The following is a 14,464-nucleotide window of genomic DNA, read 5'->3' on the forward strand; positions in this document are numbered from 1 at the left end:
TCTATTTATCCTTTCGCAATCATGCGTAAGAATTCATTCATAAGTGGCACAAATAAGCCCTGTTTTGCTAGCGCTTCCGCAGTTTCGTGTACTTCGAGCTGATGTGGAAGCGCTTTTTCAAATTGATCTAATAGCGCATCAAACAATAGAAGGCCTTCTGCTTTCTCCGCTACATATTGTTCGTTCAGCTTTTCACAAAGTTTTAGTATACGTTCAATGTCTTTTTTACGAGCTTTTTTCTTTATGATTAAAGAATAAAATGGACACTTTTCTTCATCAATCATTTTAAATAGTAGGTCTACGTAGTATTCAGCTTGTTCTAGTCTTCTTACAACGTCCATTTTCTCCCTCGCTTCCTAACACAAAGTCTTCTATTTCTGAATTTTGTAACACGAACAAAATATCGTATGATACAATATATAAAGTATATGTATTTTAGCCAAAAGGAGGTCTCGCCTCATGACTCTTATAACCGTTGTTTTTGTTGCATTCGCACTTCTTGTTATATTTTACACGAATTTCATGACACATACACTGTGTGAGCGAAAACAAATATCTGCGAGCCGCCAGCCCGGTGTCTTTCGAGTTATTAATGTATGTATTACCATTCTATTAATTTCTAGTTATGTAGAAATTATATTTCATGGAAAGTGAGGAAGGAAGCCCCTTCCTCATTTTTTTCCTCTATAAGCAAATTATACCTACTATAACTAATAAAATAAACAGTACAAGTAATAAAATAAGTTTTGAATTCATCCCCCATCCCCTCCTCTTTTCTGTATATGCGACATGCGCCCAATATGGTACCCTTTCAAAATCTGACACAAACTGGTTAAAATTTCTTTATCAATAGGAAAACCCGTCGAAATATGATATATTAAATTTTGTACATATTGCTTATACTATGAAATAAACGACACGCATCTAAACTTTATCCTAAAGCCTCGGTAAGCCCTGTTAAGCGTGCTTTTACATATAAAAAAAGCAAAGACATCAGTGAGACTTAATCAGGTTCTTATGAACGAAAATAACCTATCATAAGGCGTTTCTTCATTCGTATGGGATAAATTAAAAATACATAATAGTAGGAGTGTTTATTGAATGAAGAAAGCTATGCTTGCCTTAGCCGCAACAAGTGTAATCGCATTATCAGCATGTGGAACATCATCATCAGACAAAATTGTTACATCTAAAGCTGGTGACATCACTAAAGAAGAGTTCTACAATCAAATGAAGACACAAGCTGGTAAACAAGTACTAAATAACATGGTTATGGAAAAAGTACTTATTAAAAACTACAAAGTCGATGAAAAAGAAGTAGACAAAAAGTTCGATGAAATGAAAAAGCAAGTCGGTGACCAATTCGATACACTAATGAAACAACAAGGCCTTAAAGAAGAAACAGTTAAAAATGGCGTTCGCGCTTCATTAGCTCAAGAACAAGCTATTGAAAAAACAATCACTGATAAAGAGCTAAAAGAAAACTACAAGCCTGAAATTAAAGCAAGCCACATTCTTGTAAAAGATGAAGCTACTGCGAAAAAGGTTAAAGAAGAGCTTGGACAAGGTAAATCTTTCGAAGATTTAGCGACACAATACTCTGAAGATACTGGTTCAAAAGAAAAAGGCGGAGACCTTGGCTACTTTACTGCTGGTAAAATGGTTAAAGAATTCGAAGACGCAGCTTATAAAATGAAAAAAGATGAAGTAAGCGAACCTGTAAAATCACAATTCGGTTACCACATCATTAAAGTAACAGATATTAAAGAACAAAAACCATTTGATGAAGTAAAAGGCGACATCAAAAAAGACCTTGTTCAAAAGAAAACACAAGATGCTCAATTTATGAATGATCTTATGATGAAAGAAATCAAAAAAGCTGACGTAAAAGTTGACGATAAAGATTTGAAAGATCTTTTCGAAGAGCCAAAAGCTGACGCTAAAAAAGACGAAAAGAAATAATGAAGTAAAAAAAGCTTGGGTAGCCCCAAGCTTTTTTTATTTTGTAGTAGTTTTTTTGCCGATAAATCGATATACTTCCTCACCTTACTCCATTCAACAAAAAAAAACCTTGGTTTCGTGCAACACGAAACCAAGGTTTATCTTATTATCATTGATTAAATTAAAAAACTATGGTAAATTAGTACAGAAACGCATTCATTAAAAATAAAAGAATGTATTTATCCGTATCTTAATTGTACAACAAAACACATCTTCAGTCAACCTCTATTTTTCACTTTTAAAGGAGTGCTTACGTATGAACAAAAAACTTGATCAAGAGCAAAAACGATTGGATACCGTAATAGAAACGATTACGGAGCAAATTGATAAACTGGAAAGCGACACTGGCAGACGCCGGGCAGAAGTAATCAACATTCGTAAACACTTCTGGGATGATGTTAAAGTTAACACTGATACTTTTGACGATTATCTTGAAACAGTTATCAACTTAAGACAACAAGCTCAGTCACTAGCCGTAACACAAATCACCCATAAGCACACCTTTAATCGACTTGCCGCACTACGCCGTATGCATAAAGCACCTTACTTCGGACGAATTGATTTCAAAGAAGAAGGAGAAATTGGTGCAGAACAAATTTATATCGGCGTTGCTACACTTACCGATGCAAGCGGAGAAAACTTTCTTATATACGATTGGCGCGCACCTATTTCAAGTGTCTACTACGATTATCCGCCAGGACCGGCTGAGTACAGTACACCAGGAGGCGTAATCCGCGGTAATGTGGAGAAAAAATTGCAATATATTATTCAGAATGGCGAGATTGATTCCATGTTCGATACGAGCCTCACAATTGGAGATGAAATCCTACAACAAGCGCTCGGAAAAGGAACAAACAAACATATGCAAAGTATCGTTGCTACTATCCAGCGCGAGCAAAATGAAATTATCCGTCACGATGAAGGGCGACTACTTATCGTTCAAGGAGCTGCTGGTAGCGGGAAAACGTCAGCTGCCCTGCAGCGAATCGCCTACTTACTATATAAATATCGCGAATGGCTAAAAGCAGATCAAATCATTCTCTTCTCCCCTAACTCCATGTTCAACAGCTACGTATCTAACGTACTGCCAGAACTCGGCGAAGAAAATATGCAGCAAGTTACATTCCAAGAATATTTAAACCATAGACTAAGTAAGTCATTTGACGTTGAAGACCCTTATGAGCAATTAGAATATATGTTAACTGAAACGAATAGCCCTACCTATAAAACGAGAAATGCGAGTATTCGATTTAAAGCATCTACTCAATTTTTCGAGATGATTAGAGCGTACAGACAATCTCTTGAATCTTCAGGCATGCTATTTAGAGGAATGAAATTTAGAGGAAAACTGATTGCCTCTGCTAAAGAAATTACAGAGCAATTTTATAATACTGATTCCTCCCTCCGCTTCCATAATAGAATCGAGAAGTTAACGGAGTGGCTAAATAAACAAATAGATGAACTTGAAAAAGCAGAACTGAAAAAACCTTGGGTAGAAGAAGAAATTGAATTACTTAGTAAAGATGAATATCAAAAAGCTTATAAATACTTACAGAAAAAAGGAGAGTTTGACGACAACTCCTTTAGTGATTATGAGAAAGAAACGAAAGTACTCGGACGTATGATTGTCCGTAAAAAATTAAAACCGTTACGTAAAGGCGTTCAAACACTACGTTTTATCAATTTTACAGGCATATATAAACAACTCTTCACAGATGCATCATGGGTTACTGGAGAAAAGCCTAAAGAATGGGACGAAATTTGCTCATTAACTGTGAACATGCTTGATGAAGGAAAACTATATTACGAGGATGCGACTCCATTTTTACTCTTAAAAGAATTAATCGAAGGCTTCCAAACGAACAGATCGATTAAACACGTACTCGTCGACGAAGCGCAAGATTACTCTCCGTTTCAATTCGAGTTTTTAAAACGTCTCTTCCCTGCCGCAAAAATGACGGTACTCGGGGACTTTAACCAAGCGATATTTGCTCATGCGAGTGAAGCAGTGAATTTCAATACACTTACTAGCTTATACGGACCTGATGAAACGAACGGCATCAACTTAACTCGTAGCTATCGTTCAACAAAACCGATTATTGAATTCACACGCTATCTCGTACCGGAAGGAAAGAATATTAACGCCTTTGAACGTGACGGCGAGAAACCTACAGTGACTAAAGTTTCTGATTACAGCGAACTGCATAATTGTATTACTTCCAAAGTTGCTGAACTACAAAAACAACAGCACAATACGATCGCAATTATATGTAAATCCGCGGCTGAAAGTGCCGCTGCCTACGAAGCACTCAGTCATATCGAGAATATTAAACTTGTGAAAAGTAACTCAGCCGAGTATGAGCAAGGCATCGTCGTTATCCCTGCTTATTTAGCGAAAGGTATCGAATTTGATGCTGTTATTATTTACAATGCTTCTAAAGATGTGTACAGCGATAAGAGCCTACGTAGATTGTTCTACACCGCTTGTACGCGCGCGATGCATGAATTGCAGCTTTATAGCGTTGGTGAGGTTAGTCCTTTTGTAACGGGGGCTGCTTCGGAGAGTTTTGAATGTATAACGAAAACACCTTGATTTTTATCAAGGTGTTTTTTTCATTCTAAACGACATATCTTTACGTCGATATACACTCAGCACGATCCCCATTAAAAGCGCATGAAATACAGTTGGTGTTAATCCATAACTAATAAAAGGCAATGATATAGCAGCAATCGGTAATAAGCCTAGGATCATGCCCACGTTATAAATGAACTGAACTACAAAAAGAGTCATTCCTCCAACGAGAAGCAATTTACCATACCGATCATTTATTTTATAAGATATGATTACTAACCTTGCTACAAAAAGAGAAAGAATTAGAACAAGGACCAGTGCAAGCAAATACCCATAATAGTAGGTCAAACTCGCAAAAACAAAATCAGTATCTGGAGTAGGAATAAACTTTATATCTCCAGCTGTACCAAACCAACCTGCTGACGACATTACCTCTTTTAAACGTATATACATAAACCCTGCGCCACCTGCATCACGCTCTGGATTTAAATACCCTAGAAATCTATCCAAGTGGTATCCTGAGGACCAGGATAAGGATACCCTGATAATAAATAAACAAATTGGTACAATTGTAATAATCAATGCCTTTTTCTTTCCTAACTTACTCCACCAAAGCATAATGAATACCATCGTGATATAGATAAAAATTGACGAAAGAGTTGATACAATTAAAAATAAATACAAAGAAAATAAATACAAAACCACAAGATGCATAACCTTTAACCTACTATTATTGAAAAAAGAAGCCCAGGCTAGAAAAAAGAACGGCACTGCCATTAAACAGTCAATTGCAATGGGACCAATTTTCATTAACGGTTCTCCAGTCATCGAAGCGTTCGGAAAACAGTATAGCATTAACAAGATAAGTACTCCGATTGTGTAAAACAACCTTCCGAGTCTTTCTAACTTCCGATAATCAATCAGCATCATCCCTAAAGCTGCTACAACACCGAGAATAACAAATATTATCTTATTCATTAGTAAATCATTCGTATGTCCAAAAGCTATAACTGGCAGAAACCCTAACCCCATAGCAGCCACTAATAAAATAATTAAGAACCAATCAACCTTTGGCTTATGAAGTTTGTTAAGTTCCCTGCCAAGCTTGATCGGACTTCCCATTTGTTCAACAGCCTTATTTTCAGCAACTTCCTCACTTAACCCATTCTCTATCCACGTGTTCTTCGCCTGTTTCAAGTGAAAATCTAGTTCAGTTGCTACAAAGCTCTTTGCTTCTTTTGATTTAATGTGATTGGTAACTTCACTTAAAAAACGCTCCCCTTTTTTGTTCAATTTTATCTCACTCCTGTACTAATCCTTTTAATATAAACCGTGCCTTCGTAGAATCTTTTTCTGCCTTTCGCAGCATCTTGTTTCCTTTATCATTTAATTGATAATATTTAGCTCCTGAATGATCCCAACTTGATTGGATAAAACGATTCTGTTCTAGCCGATGTAATACGGTATATAAAAACCCTTCATTTCCTTCGAATTTTCGAATCCCTCTCCCTCGTAGTAGCTGTGACAATTCGTATCCTGTTTTTTCATTACTGAGGAGTTGTAAAATGGCTAACGAGATGTCCTCTTCCTTTTCGTGTGATGCATTGATTTTTTCGCGCACCCGCTTTCGGTGTTGATCAGAAAAACTCAAATGTTTAAACGTTGTATTCTCCATTGATTTTCGCAGGCCTTTTAATCGATCTTCCATTTGATTATTCCTCCAACCCTTTCTTCAAAAGCTCCTTCGCTTTTTTCAGTCTCGTTTTTATCGTGTTTTCTTTCACTTCTATTACAATAGCAATCTCTTTAATTGATAGTTCTTCATAATAAAATAGATAAATGACTTCTCGATATTTTATCGGTAAATTCATTACTGCAGAAGCCAGTTCACGGTCCTTCGCATTTTGAATAACAGTTTGTTCGACACTATCATTTTGAACCCCAATATAAGCAGCTTCATCCTCTGTCACAATCACCTTTTTGTTATACCAACTTTTTATGTAGTCCTTACATTGATTAATCGCAATTCTCCACAACCACGTTTTCACATTCGACTTCCCTTTGTATGTATGAAGAGATTTATAACATTTCACAAATATATCCTGCGTTAAATCCTCAGCGACCTCTTTATTATTCACATATGAATACACAAGCTGTAAGACTTCTTGTCCATATTTGTTCATTATTTCATCGATAAGGAGTTCCTTATCTTCTATTTCAAACGCTTCTACCGTTAATTCATCCACATCATTTCCTCCTTCCCATATATTAGACGACGCACTGTATGGAAAAGTTTTATAAATACATAAAAAAATACGGATAGTAATGTTCATACCGTTTTTCGAAACCTTAATTTTTCTTTACTAAGAGTAAACCTTTTATTATGATACAACACTTTATATTCACTTATAGTCAAAATTTTAGCGCATTCATAATAAAACAAAAAACCACCTAAAGGCTCCCCTTCAGGTGGTTCTCTATTTTACGCTAACGCAGCCGCCTGCTCTTGTTGATCTACAGGAATTACAGCATCGCTTAACGCTTTTTCTAATTCAGCTGTGTATTTCATTTGCTCTTCTTTGCTCCAGCCTAGTTTCGCAGCCATGTAGTTGATTACTGCTTCTTTCCACTCGTATACCCAGTGGATGTTGAAGAATACAGCGCCTCTGCGGCGTACGAAGAAGTCAACTGGTTTCGCTGTCATTTCGTAATCCATTGCGTATACAAGCGGGATTAGAACGTCTAGCGGCATGTTGTATTCTTTCGCTTCGTCTTTATGTTTTTTCGCCAAGTCAAACAGTACGTCAACGTTAGAGCCGTAGAATTTCGCGAATTTTTCCGCTTGTGCTGTCGTTAAACCAGATTTCGTACCTTCGCCTGCTTTTTTCGCAACAAATGCCGGGAATCCGTGTGAACCACTTACATGACCACCAGAGATTGGCATATGTTTCGTATCACTCTTCTTATATGCGCTATGGCCTTCTTTTTGTAATAGATTCGTTACGTAGTCTACTACCATTTCAGCCATTTTGCGGTATCCTGTTAATTTACCGCCCGCGATTGTAATTAAACCAGATTCAGAAGTCCAAATTTCATCTTTACGAGAAATTTCAGATGCATTCTTACCTTCTTCATAAATTAGCGGACGTACACCAGCCCAGCTTGATTCCACATCTTTTTCTGTAATTTTCACGCTTGGGAACATGTAATTAATCGCATTAATGATATATGTGCGATCTTCTGTTGTCATGTGTGGTACAGCTGCGTCTTTATCATAGAACGTATCTGTTGTACCTACGTACGTTTTTCCTTCGCGAGGAATCGCGAACACCATACGTTTATCTGGTGTATCAAAGTAAATTGCTTGCCCTAATGGGAACCGTTTTTGGTCAATTACTAAATGCACACCTTTTGATAACTGAAGTACTTTCCCTTTTTTAGAGTTATCTTTTTCACGAAGTGTATCTACCCAAGGACCAGCTGCGTTTACAATTTTCTTACCGTAAACTTCATACACTTCTCCGTCTAGTAAATCGATTACACGTACACCGCATACTTTTCCATCTTTATATAAGAAACTGTCTACTTTTGCGTAGTTAACAGCTTTCGCACCATGTTCAATCGCTTCTTTCATTACTTCAATTGTAAGACGCGCATCGTCTGTACGATATTCTACGTAGTAACCGCCGCCTTTTAATCCTTCTTGTTTTACAAGAGGCTCTTTATTTAGCGTTTCTTCACGGTTAAACATCTTTCTGCGCTCGCTTCGTTTTACACCTGCTAAGAAGTCGTATACACGAAGACCAATTGATGTACTGAATGACCCGAACGTGCCGCCTGTATGGAACGGAAGTAACATCCACTCCGGTGTTGTTACATGGGGACCGTTCTCATATACGATCGCACGCTCTTTCCCCACCTCTGCTACCATTTTCACTTCAAGTTGTTTTAAATAACGTAAACCGCCGTGTACAAGTTTCGTTGAACGACTTGATGTACCTGCTGCAAAGTCCTGCATTTCAAACACAATTGTTGATAAACCGCGTGTTGCCCCATCTAATGCAATACCAGAACCAGTAATACCTCCACCAATTACGATCACATCTAACTCTTGTTTATTTACTCCGTTTAATACGTCTTTACGTTGTTTACTTGAAAATTTCATGGTAATTCCTCCCTTTGATAACGAAAAAAGAGACCACAAGCTCCGCTATAGATTTCGCCTCTATAGCGTGTTGTGGTCTCTCCAAATCTCCTACCGAATTATTAACTTGTCATCATTATAACACTGTTTATGATTATTTGAAAGCTTTAGTTGCTTCAATTGCTTTTTTCCATCCAGCATATAGCTCTTCGCTTGTTTCCGCTTCCATCGTTGGTTCAAAGCGTTTGTCCATATGCCACTGTGCTTTAATTTCATCTTGGTTTTTCCAGTATCCAACCGCAAGACCAGCTAAGTATGCTGCACCTAAAGCTGTCGTTTCATTGATCACTGGACGCTCTACAGGAACGTCTAAAATATCACTTTGGAACTTCATTAAGAAGTTATTTTTAACTGCTCCGCCATCAACGCGTAATGTATTTAGTTCAATACCTGAATCTGCTTCCATTGCGCATAGTACATCTTTCGTTTGGTATGCTAAAGATTCTAGCGTTGCACGAATGAAATGCTCTTTCGTCGTACCGCGTGTTACACCAAACATAGCGCCGCGTACTTCACTATCCCAATACGGTGTACCCAGTCCTACGAATGCCGGTACTATGTATACACCTTCAGTTGATTCAACACGGCTAGCGTACACTTCGCTCTCGCTTGCATCTTTAAACATACGCAGTCCGTCACGTAACCACTGAATTGCAGAACCAGCTACGAAAATACTTCCTTCTAATGCGTAATTCACTTTACCATCTAAACCCCATGCAATTGTTGTTAATAGGCCATGCTCAGAAGCTACTGCTTTTTCGCCTGTGTTCATTAACATGAAACAACCAGTTCCGTAAGTGTTCTTCGCCATACCTTCACCGAAACAAGCTTGTCCAAATAATGCTGCTTGCTGGTCACCAGCTACACCTGCGATCGGTACATTTTGACCGAAGAAGTGATAATCAATTGTTTCTCCATATATTTCAGATGATTGACGTACTTCTGGAAGCATGCTCTTTGGTACTGTTAACATGTCTAGAAGCTCATCATCCCACTGTAAGTCGTGAATGTTAAACATTAATGTGCGTGATGCATTTGAGTAATCTGTTATGTGCGCTTTACCGCCAGACAATTTCCATACAAGCCACGTATCAATTGTTCCGAATAATAACTCGCCGTTTTCTGCTTTTTCTCTTGCACCTTCAACGTTATCTAAAATCCATTTTACTTTCGTACCAGAGAAGTATGCATCAATTAAAAGACCTGTTTTTTCGCGAACCATCTCGCTATAACCTTTTTCTTTTAACTCATCACAAATTTCAACTGTTTGACGAGATTGCCATACGATTGCGTTATAAATTGGTTTTCCAGTCGTTTTATCCCATACAACCGCTGTTTCACGTTGGTTCGTAATACCGATACCAGCGATTTGTTCTGGCTTCACATCCGCTTCACTTAAGCAAGTTGCGATAACTGCTAAAATAGATCCCCAAATTTCTTGTGCATTATGCTCAACCCAGCCTGGCTTTGGAAAATGTTGTGTAAACTCTTTTTGAGCTGAATGAACGATTTTTCCTTCTTTATTGAAAAGAATTGCGCGTGAGCTTGTTGTTCCTTGGTCTAATGAAAGAATATATTTTTTCATATCGGTTTCCCCCTATGCTACTTTTCTACTTTTTGTAGTAGTTCCACTTTTTTTACTTGTCATATAAGAGATTGCTAGTACAATCACAGTTGTAATAATCACATAAATAAGTGCTGAATTTTGTTTTCCTTCAAATACAACTTGATGGAATAATCCTGCAAGTGATCCACCTAGAATTGGACCAACTACTGGGATCCATGCATACTTCCAGTTTGAACCGCCCTTTCCTGCAATCGGAAGGAAGAAGTGTGCAATACGCGGACCTAAATCACGAGCCGGGTTGATTGCGTATCCTGTTGTTCCACCTAATGATAAACCAATACTTACAATTAAGAAACCTACGATAAATGGATTTAAACCGTCTGCAAATTTATTTGCTCCAATTGCTAATATACCAAATACTAAAACGAATGTTCCAATCATTTCACTTAAAAGGTTTGTAAATGTGTTCGGAATTGCTGGACCTGTTGCAAATACACCTAACTTTGTTCCTGGATCTTCTGTTTCTTTCCAGTGTGGTAAGTAATGTAAATATACAAGAACTGCCCCGATAATTGCCCCAATCATTTGTGCTGCGATATACATAGGTACATCACTCCATGGGAACGCTCCCTTAAAAGCAAGTCCTATCGTTAAAGCCGGATTCAAATGCGCCCCACTAATTGATCCAACTGCATACGCTGCCATAGCAACCGCTAGACCCCAACCCATTGTAATTACAATCCAACCAGAATCTTTCGCAAACGACTTCTTTAAACTTACACCAGCGCAAACGCCGCCACCAAGTAAGATTAACAACGCTGTCCCTATTAATTCCCCTAAAAATGCTGACATAAAATCCCTCCACAATCAATTTAAATGCTTTCGAAAAGTGATAGAGGTAAAATGAATGGCCATTCGTTTTTTTTCAAAAGAAAAAGATCCACAGCTTACATGCTTCTATATAATATATATAGAAACAATAAAATGTGGATCTCTTCTTTTCTCCGTCACGTTTATTAACTTGTCTATAATGTTAACCTCTAATGAAAGCGGTGTCAACAGAATTTTTTCACATTTTCGTCACTTTTTTTGGTAATGTTTCCATAATTCTTTTTTCGATGTCGTAATTGCTGTCGCACCAGCATTTAACGCCCTTTCAACATCCTCGACAGTTCGAATAAAACCACCTGCTAAAATCGGTACACCTGTACGCTCTTTCACCTCAGCAATGACACCTGTTAACGCACCAGGAAGCACTTCTATATAATCCGGCTTCGTCTTTTCTAGCAAATTACAGCTCTTTTCCATTGCGCTAGAATCAATTAAAAAGATGCGTTGAATGGAGACGACACCTTTTTGCTTCGCCTTCATAATTACGCTCGCCTTTGTCGATAATAACCCGTACGGTTTATATTCTTGGCATAAAAACTCCGTCGCATGCCCATCACTTTGTAATCCATGGATCAAATCAACATGTAAAAATACTTTTTTATTATGCTGCTTCGCAAGCGACACAACACTCTTCAATTGACCGACATGAATATCTAAAATAACAATATACTCATACGAACTATGTAATAGCTTTTCCAAATCTTTAATTTGCCTCACTGCCGGCAAAATCTTCTGCTCATGAAATTCCATTCTAAACGTCCCCTTCCTATCTATCCTTTATAGTACACAATTTAAGTGGAAAGAACAGCTAGTGTCGGGAATTTCTTTCAAATCTTTCTTTTACCTATATATCTTCTTCAACTTATCAGAAACCGTACCACCTATAACCATTAATATGAGCGGTAAAAAATTCATTACATATGGTGCATCTGCTACAATCGTAATGCTTGATCCTGCAAACTTATTTACCATCCATACAACGATTTTTGTAACAAATAAAAATACCCCCAGCATGAATAGACTATCAAAAAACACCTTCCATTTTGGATACGCCAATTGTTTACTATCTTCGATTACTTTCTGCGTCAACTCTTCATCGCTCCTCAATAACTCATCAATTGTAATACCGAACAGATCACTTAAATGAATAATAATTTCAATGCTCGGATAGTTCTTTCCCGTCTCCCATTTCGAAACAGACTGCCTACTCACATGAATTTTTTCAGCCAAATCATTTTGCGACCAATTTCTTTTTTCCCTTTCTTCTTTTAAACGTTCGCTAAAAATCATACTGTGTTTATCACCTCTCTACGTCTAGTATGGTCAAATAAATGATGAAGAGTAAAGCTAGTTATCGTTGCGTAGCCTGTGCAACTTGTGCGTTACACTTTAAAATGGCGCCATTTCATACTCTATGTCATGCAGATTTCATATGTTTTTCTTCTATAATAATTTCCCGAACAATAATACAAATAACGAATACTAGTAAAGACAGGACTAGACATAAAAAATACGCCATTCCTTCCTATAGTTCTCCAGAAAGAATAACGCATATATCCATGTTTACTCATCTGTTTTCGGTTTATAAGAAAAACCCGGATATTTCACAACAGGCCACTTTTCTTTACGTAAAGAATCCATCAATTGCGGGCCAACATGTACATTACTTTCCACTATTTCTTTAGGAGTCAGTGCCATCCATTGATTTAACGATACATCTTCAAAACGGTTACTTTTAAACATCTCTAAAAACCATAATGTTTCATTGCCTGTGTTTTGAATATAGTGTCCAGTCGCAAACGGTACATATCCAACATCACCAGCTCTATAATCAAATGTACGAGCTGTACCATTTCCAAGAAACACCGTCATTCTCGCTTGCCCGGTAAGATAATATTGCCACTCATCATTATTCGGGTGCCAGTGAAGCTCTCTCATTCCACCGGGCTCAACCTCAACGAGCGCTGCTGCGATTGCTTTTGAAATTGGAAAGTTCGTAGAATCTACAATTCGAACGCTACCACCAGGTGTCTTAATCGGTTTTTGTTTTAACAGTTCATGTTTAAATGTTAAAGGAACTTCTCCTTCTGGCGACTGGACTTCCTGACTCTCAAGCGAACCCGGTACCTCTCCTTGATAAATATAAACTTGATCTGAAGGAATAGAGCGAAAAGCACTCTCCGGCACTCCGAAGTTAGCCGATAGAACTTCTTTTGGCGTATGTGCAAACCAATCAGAAATAGCTAAAGTAGATAAATCAGAAAAGTGTCCATCATCGAATACGAGTAGAAATTCACAATGTTCCAATCCTTGAATAGAATGCGGAATGCCAGGAGGAAAGTACCAAAGATCACCTGGACCAACATCAGCAATAAAATTCCGTCCATTTTGATCAACCGCAGTTATGCGCGCCTTTCCTAAAAGCATATATGCCCATTCTGCTTGTTTATGCCAATGAAGTTCACGCACCCCACCGGCCGTTAAACTCATATTTACCCCAGCAATCGTAGTCGAAACCGGAAGTTCTCTAACAGTAATCTCCCGGGACCACCCACCGTGTTTTAAAATCATAGAAGTGTCTGAAAATGAAAATTTCAAGTTAGGAACTAAGCCAGCATCAGTTATAGGCGGAACGAGCATATTCGGATTTTGAATATCCCGCATAACATTACGAGGTCCAGAATCTATCGCACCAGCTCCATCGCTACGGATTGGTTGTGGTATACTCCCTCCCGCTTCATTAACAGTACGTTTTTTCATCATTACACTCCTTTTTCATCCGATTATTAAGTAAAAAGCCTCCATCATAGTGTATGAATTGGGATTTGGATGGTTACTGTGACTATGGATACAAGGGGTTCTGCCTTAACAATCCACTAAAGCTTGATGCGATCTTAATTTAAAAGGGAGTATCCAACAAACTAACATATAAAAAAGAAGAGAAATCCTTTTCTCTTCTTCAAAAGTTTCTATTAAAGTAATACCGAATCTTTATCACTATCCTGATTCCGTTTCTCTCGTTCTTCTTCTAAGCGCTTCATATATACTTCGCCTTCTTTTTCGATAAAATCATTATCCATCTCTTGCTCTTTTTTCGAAGTATATAAAACCATGTAGCCACTCAATACGATCCCAATGATTACAAGATAAATCCACCATGGTAAAGTTTCCACTTTCGTTCATCCCTTTCCTTAGACAAGCCTTATTAGTTTCACTTTATGAGGAAAGA

14 protein-coding genes are annotated in these 14,464 nt (G+C 37.8%); 3 read left to right on the top strand and 11 right to left on the bottom strand.

Annotated features, from left to right (window positions below):
* Nucleotides 1-5: 5 nt before the first annotated feature.
* A complete protein-coding gene (locus JFU20_RS09840) occupies nucleotides 6-341 on the bottom strand; it encodes a YhaI family protein (protein ID WP_002011117.1) in 336 nt (111 codons plus the stop codon).
* A gap of 118 nt (nucleotides 342-459) precedes the next feature.
* Here JFU20_RS09840 and JFU20_RS09845 point away from each other — a divergent pair, with 118 nt between their 5' ends.
* From JFU20_RS09845 to helD, 3 genes are all read left to right on the top strand, one after another.
* On the top strand, nucleotides 460-654 hold the full coding sequence (locus JFU20_RS09845; RefSeq protein WP_000172693.1) for a hypothetical protein: 195 nt from the start codon (nucleotides 460-462) through the stop codon (nucleotides 652-654).
* 447 nt (nucleotides 655-1,101) lie between these two features.
* On the top strand, nucleotides 1,102-1,962 hold the full coding sequence (prsA, locus tag JFU20_RS09850) for a peptidylprolyl isomerase PrsA (RefSeq protein ID WP_201038577.1): 861 nt from the start codon (nucleotides 1,102-1,104) through the stop codon (nucleotides 1,960-1,962).
* A gap of 295 nt (nucleotides 1,963-2,257) precedes the next feature.
* Nucleotides 2,258-4,594, top strand: coding sequence for an RNA polymerase recycling motor HelD (gene helD, locus JFU20_RS09855; protein ID WP_002011113.1), 2,337 nt, complete (start codon nucleotides 2,258-2,260; stop codon nucleotides 4,592-4,594).
* Between the two features lie 6 nt (nucleotides 4,595-4,600).
* On the opposite strand, the gene JFU20_RS09860 is transcribed toward helD, so the two are convergent.
* The 10 genes from JFU20_RS09860 to JFU20_RS09905 all read right to left on the bottom strand — a co-directional run bounded on the left by JFU20_RS09860 (nucleotide 4,601) and on the right by JFU20_RS09905 (nucleotide 14,408).
* Nucleotides 4,601-5,866: an FtsW/RodA/SpoVE family cell cycle protein gene (locus JFU20_RS09860; RefSeq protein WP_201038578.1), complete on the bottom strand. Its 1,266-nt coding sequence runs from the start codon at nucleotides 5,864-5,866 to the stop codon at nucleotides 4,601-4,603.
* A 7-nt stretch (nucleotides 5,867-5,873) separates the two neighbouring features.
* On the bottom strand, nucleotides 5,874-6,281 hold the full coding sequence (locus JFU20_RS09865) for a PadR family transcriptional regulator (RefSeq protein ID WP_002011111.1): 408 nt from the start codon (nucleotides 6,279-6,281) through the stop codon (nucleotides 5,874-5,876).
* A 4-nt stretch (nucleotides 6,282-6,285) separates the two neighbouring features.
* Entirely contained in the window at nucleotides 6,286-6,819 is a 534-nt protein-coding gene (locus JFU20_RS09870; RefSeq protein ID WP_002011110.1) for a sigma-70 family RNA polymerase sigma factor, read from the bottom strand.
* A gap of 236 nt (nucleotides 6,820-7,055) precedes the next feature.
* The gene (glpD, locus tag JFU20_RS09875; RefSeq protein ID WP_002011108.1) at nucleotides 7,056-8,738 is read right to left on the bottom strand and encodes an aerobic glycerol-3-phosphate dehydrogenase; all 1,683 of its coding nucleotides are present in this window, start codon (nucleotides 8,736-8,738) and stop codon (nucleotides 7,056-7,058) included.
* Between the two features lie 133 nt (nucleotides 8,739-8,871).
* Nucleotides 8,872-10,362, bottom strand: coding sequence for a glycerol kinase GlpK (gene glpK / locus JFU20_RS09880; RefSeq protein ID WP_002011107.1), 1,491 nt, complete (start codon nucleotides 10,360-10,362; stop codon nucleotides 8,872-8,874).
* Between the two features lie 12 nt (nucleotides 10,363-10,374).
* Complete coding sequence (glpF, locus tag JFU20_RS09885; RefSeq protein ID WP_002011105.1) at nucleotides 10,375-11,196, bottom strand: glycerol uptake facilitator protein GlpF; 822 nt, start codon at nucleotides 11,194-11,196, stop codon at nucleotides 10,375-10,377.
* A gap of 228 nt (nucleotides 11,197-11,424) precedes the next feature.
* Nucleotides 11,425-11,985, bottom strand: coding sequence for a glycerol uptake operon antiterminator GlpP (gene glpP / locus JFU20_RS09890; protein ID WP_000394293.1), 561 nt, complete (start codon nucleotides 11,983-11,985; stop codon nucleotides 11,425-11,427).
* 90 nt (nucleotides 11,986-12,075) lie between these two features.
* Nucleotides 12,076-12,525: a helix-turn-helix domain-containing protein gene (locus JFU20_RS09895; protein WP_002011103.1), complete on the bottom strand. Its 450-nt coding sequence runs from the start codon at nucleotides 12,523-12,525 to the stop codon at nucleotides 12,076-12,078.
* Between the two features lie 273 nt (nucleotides 12,526-12,798).
* Nucleotides 12,799-13,995 (bottom strand): oxalate decarboxylase family bicupin, encoded by a 1,197-nt coding sequence (locus JFU20_RS09900; protein WP_002166205.1) that lies wholly within the window; start codon nucleotides 13,993-13,995, stop codon nucleotides 12,799-12,801.
* Nucleotides 13,996-14,207: 212 nt separating this feature from the next.
* The gene (locus tag JFU20_RS09905) at nucleotides 14,208-14,408 is read right to left on the bottom strand and encodes a sporulation YhaL family protein (protein ID WP_002087191.1); all 201 of its coding nucleotides are present in this window, start codon (nucleotides 14,406-14,408) and stop codon (nucleotides 14,208-14,210) included.
* Nucleotides 14,409-14,464: the final 56 nt, after the last annotated feature.

Source organism: Bacillus sp. TH30, from assembly GCF_016650875.1.
GTDB lineage: Bacteria > Bacillota > Bacilli > Bacillales > Bacillaceae_G > Bacillus_A > Bacillus_A mycoides.

What these genes read in the sequence shown, in the direction of transcription:
- JFU20_RS09895 (WP_002011103.1), bottom strand. Translation starts at nt 12,525, where the DNA reads ATGATTTTTAGCGAACGTTTAAAAGAAGAAAGGGAAAAAAGAAATTGG.
- JFU20_RS09900 (WP_002166205.1), bottom strand. Translation starts at nt 13,995, where the DNA reads ATGAAAAAACGTACTGTTAATGAAGCGGGAGGGAGTATACCACAACCA.
- JFU20_RS09840 (WP_002011117.1), bottom strand. Translation starts at nt 341, where the DNA reads ATGGACGTTGTAAGAAGACTAGAACAAGCTGAATACTACGTAGACCTA.
- glpK (WP_002011107.1), bottom strand. Translation starts at nt 10,362, where the DNA reads ATGAAAAAATATATTCTTTCATTAGACCAAGGAACAACAAGCTCACGC.
- glpF (WP_002011105.1), bottom strand. Translation starts at nt 11,196, where the DNA reads ATGTCAGCATTTTTAGGGGAATTAATAGGGACAGCGTTGTTAATCTTA.
- prsA (WP_201038577.1), top strand. Translation starts at nt 1,102, where the DNA reads ATGAAGAAAGCTATGCTTGCCTTAGCCGCAACAAGTGTAATCGCATTA.
- glpD (WP_002011108.1), bottom strand. Translation starts at nt 8,738, where the DNA reads ATGAAATTTTCAAGTAAACAACGTAAAGACGTATTAAACGGAGTAAAT.
- JFU20_RS09865 (WP_002011111.1), bottom strand. Translation starts at nt 6,281, where the DNA reads ATGGAAGATCGATTAAAAGGCCTGCGAAAATCAATGGAGAATACAACG.
- glpP (WP_000394293.1), bottom strand. Translation starts at nt 11,985, where the DNA reads ATGGAATTTCATGAGCAGAAGATTTTGCCGGCAGTGAGGCAAATTAAA.
- JFU20_RS09845 (WP_000172693.1), top strand. Translation starts at nt 460, where the DNA reads ATGACTCTTATAACCGTTGTTTTTGTTGCATTCGCACTTCTTGTTATA.
- helD (WP_002011113.1), top strand. Translation starts at nt 2,258, where the DNA reads ATGAACAAAAAACTTGATCAAGAGCAAAAACGATTGGATACCGTAATA.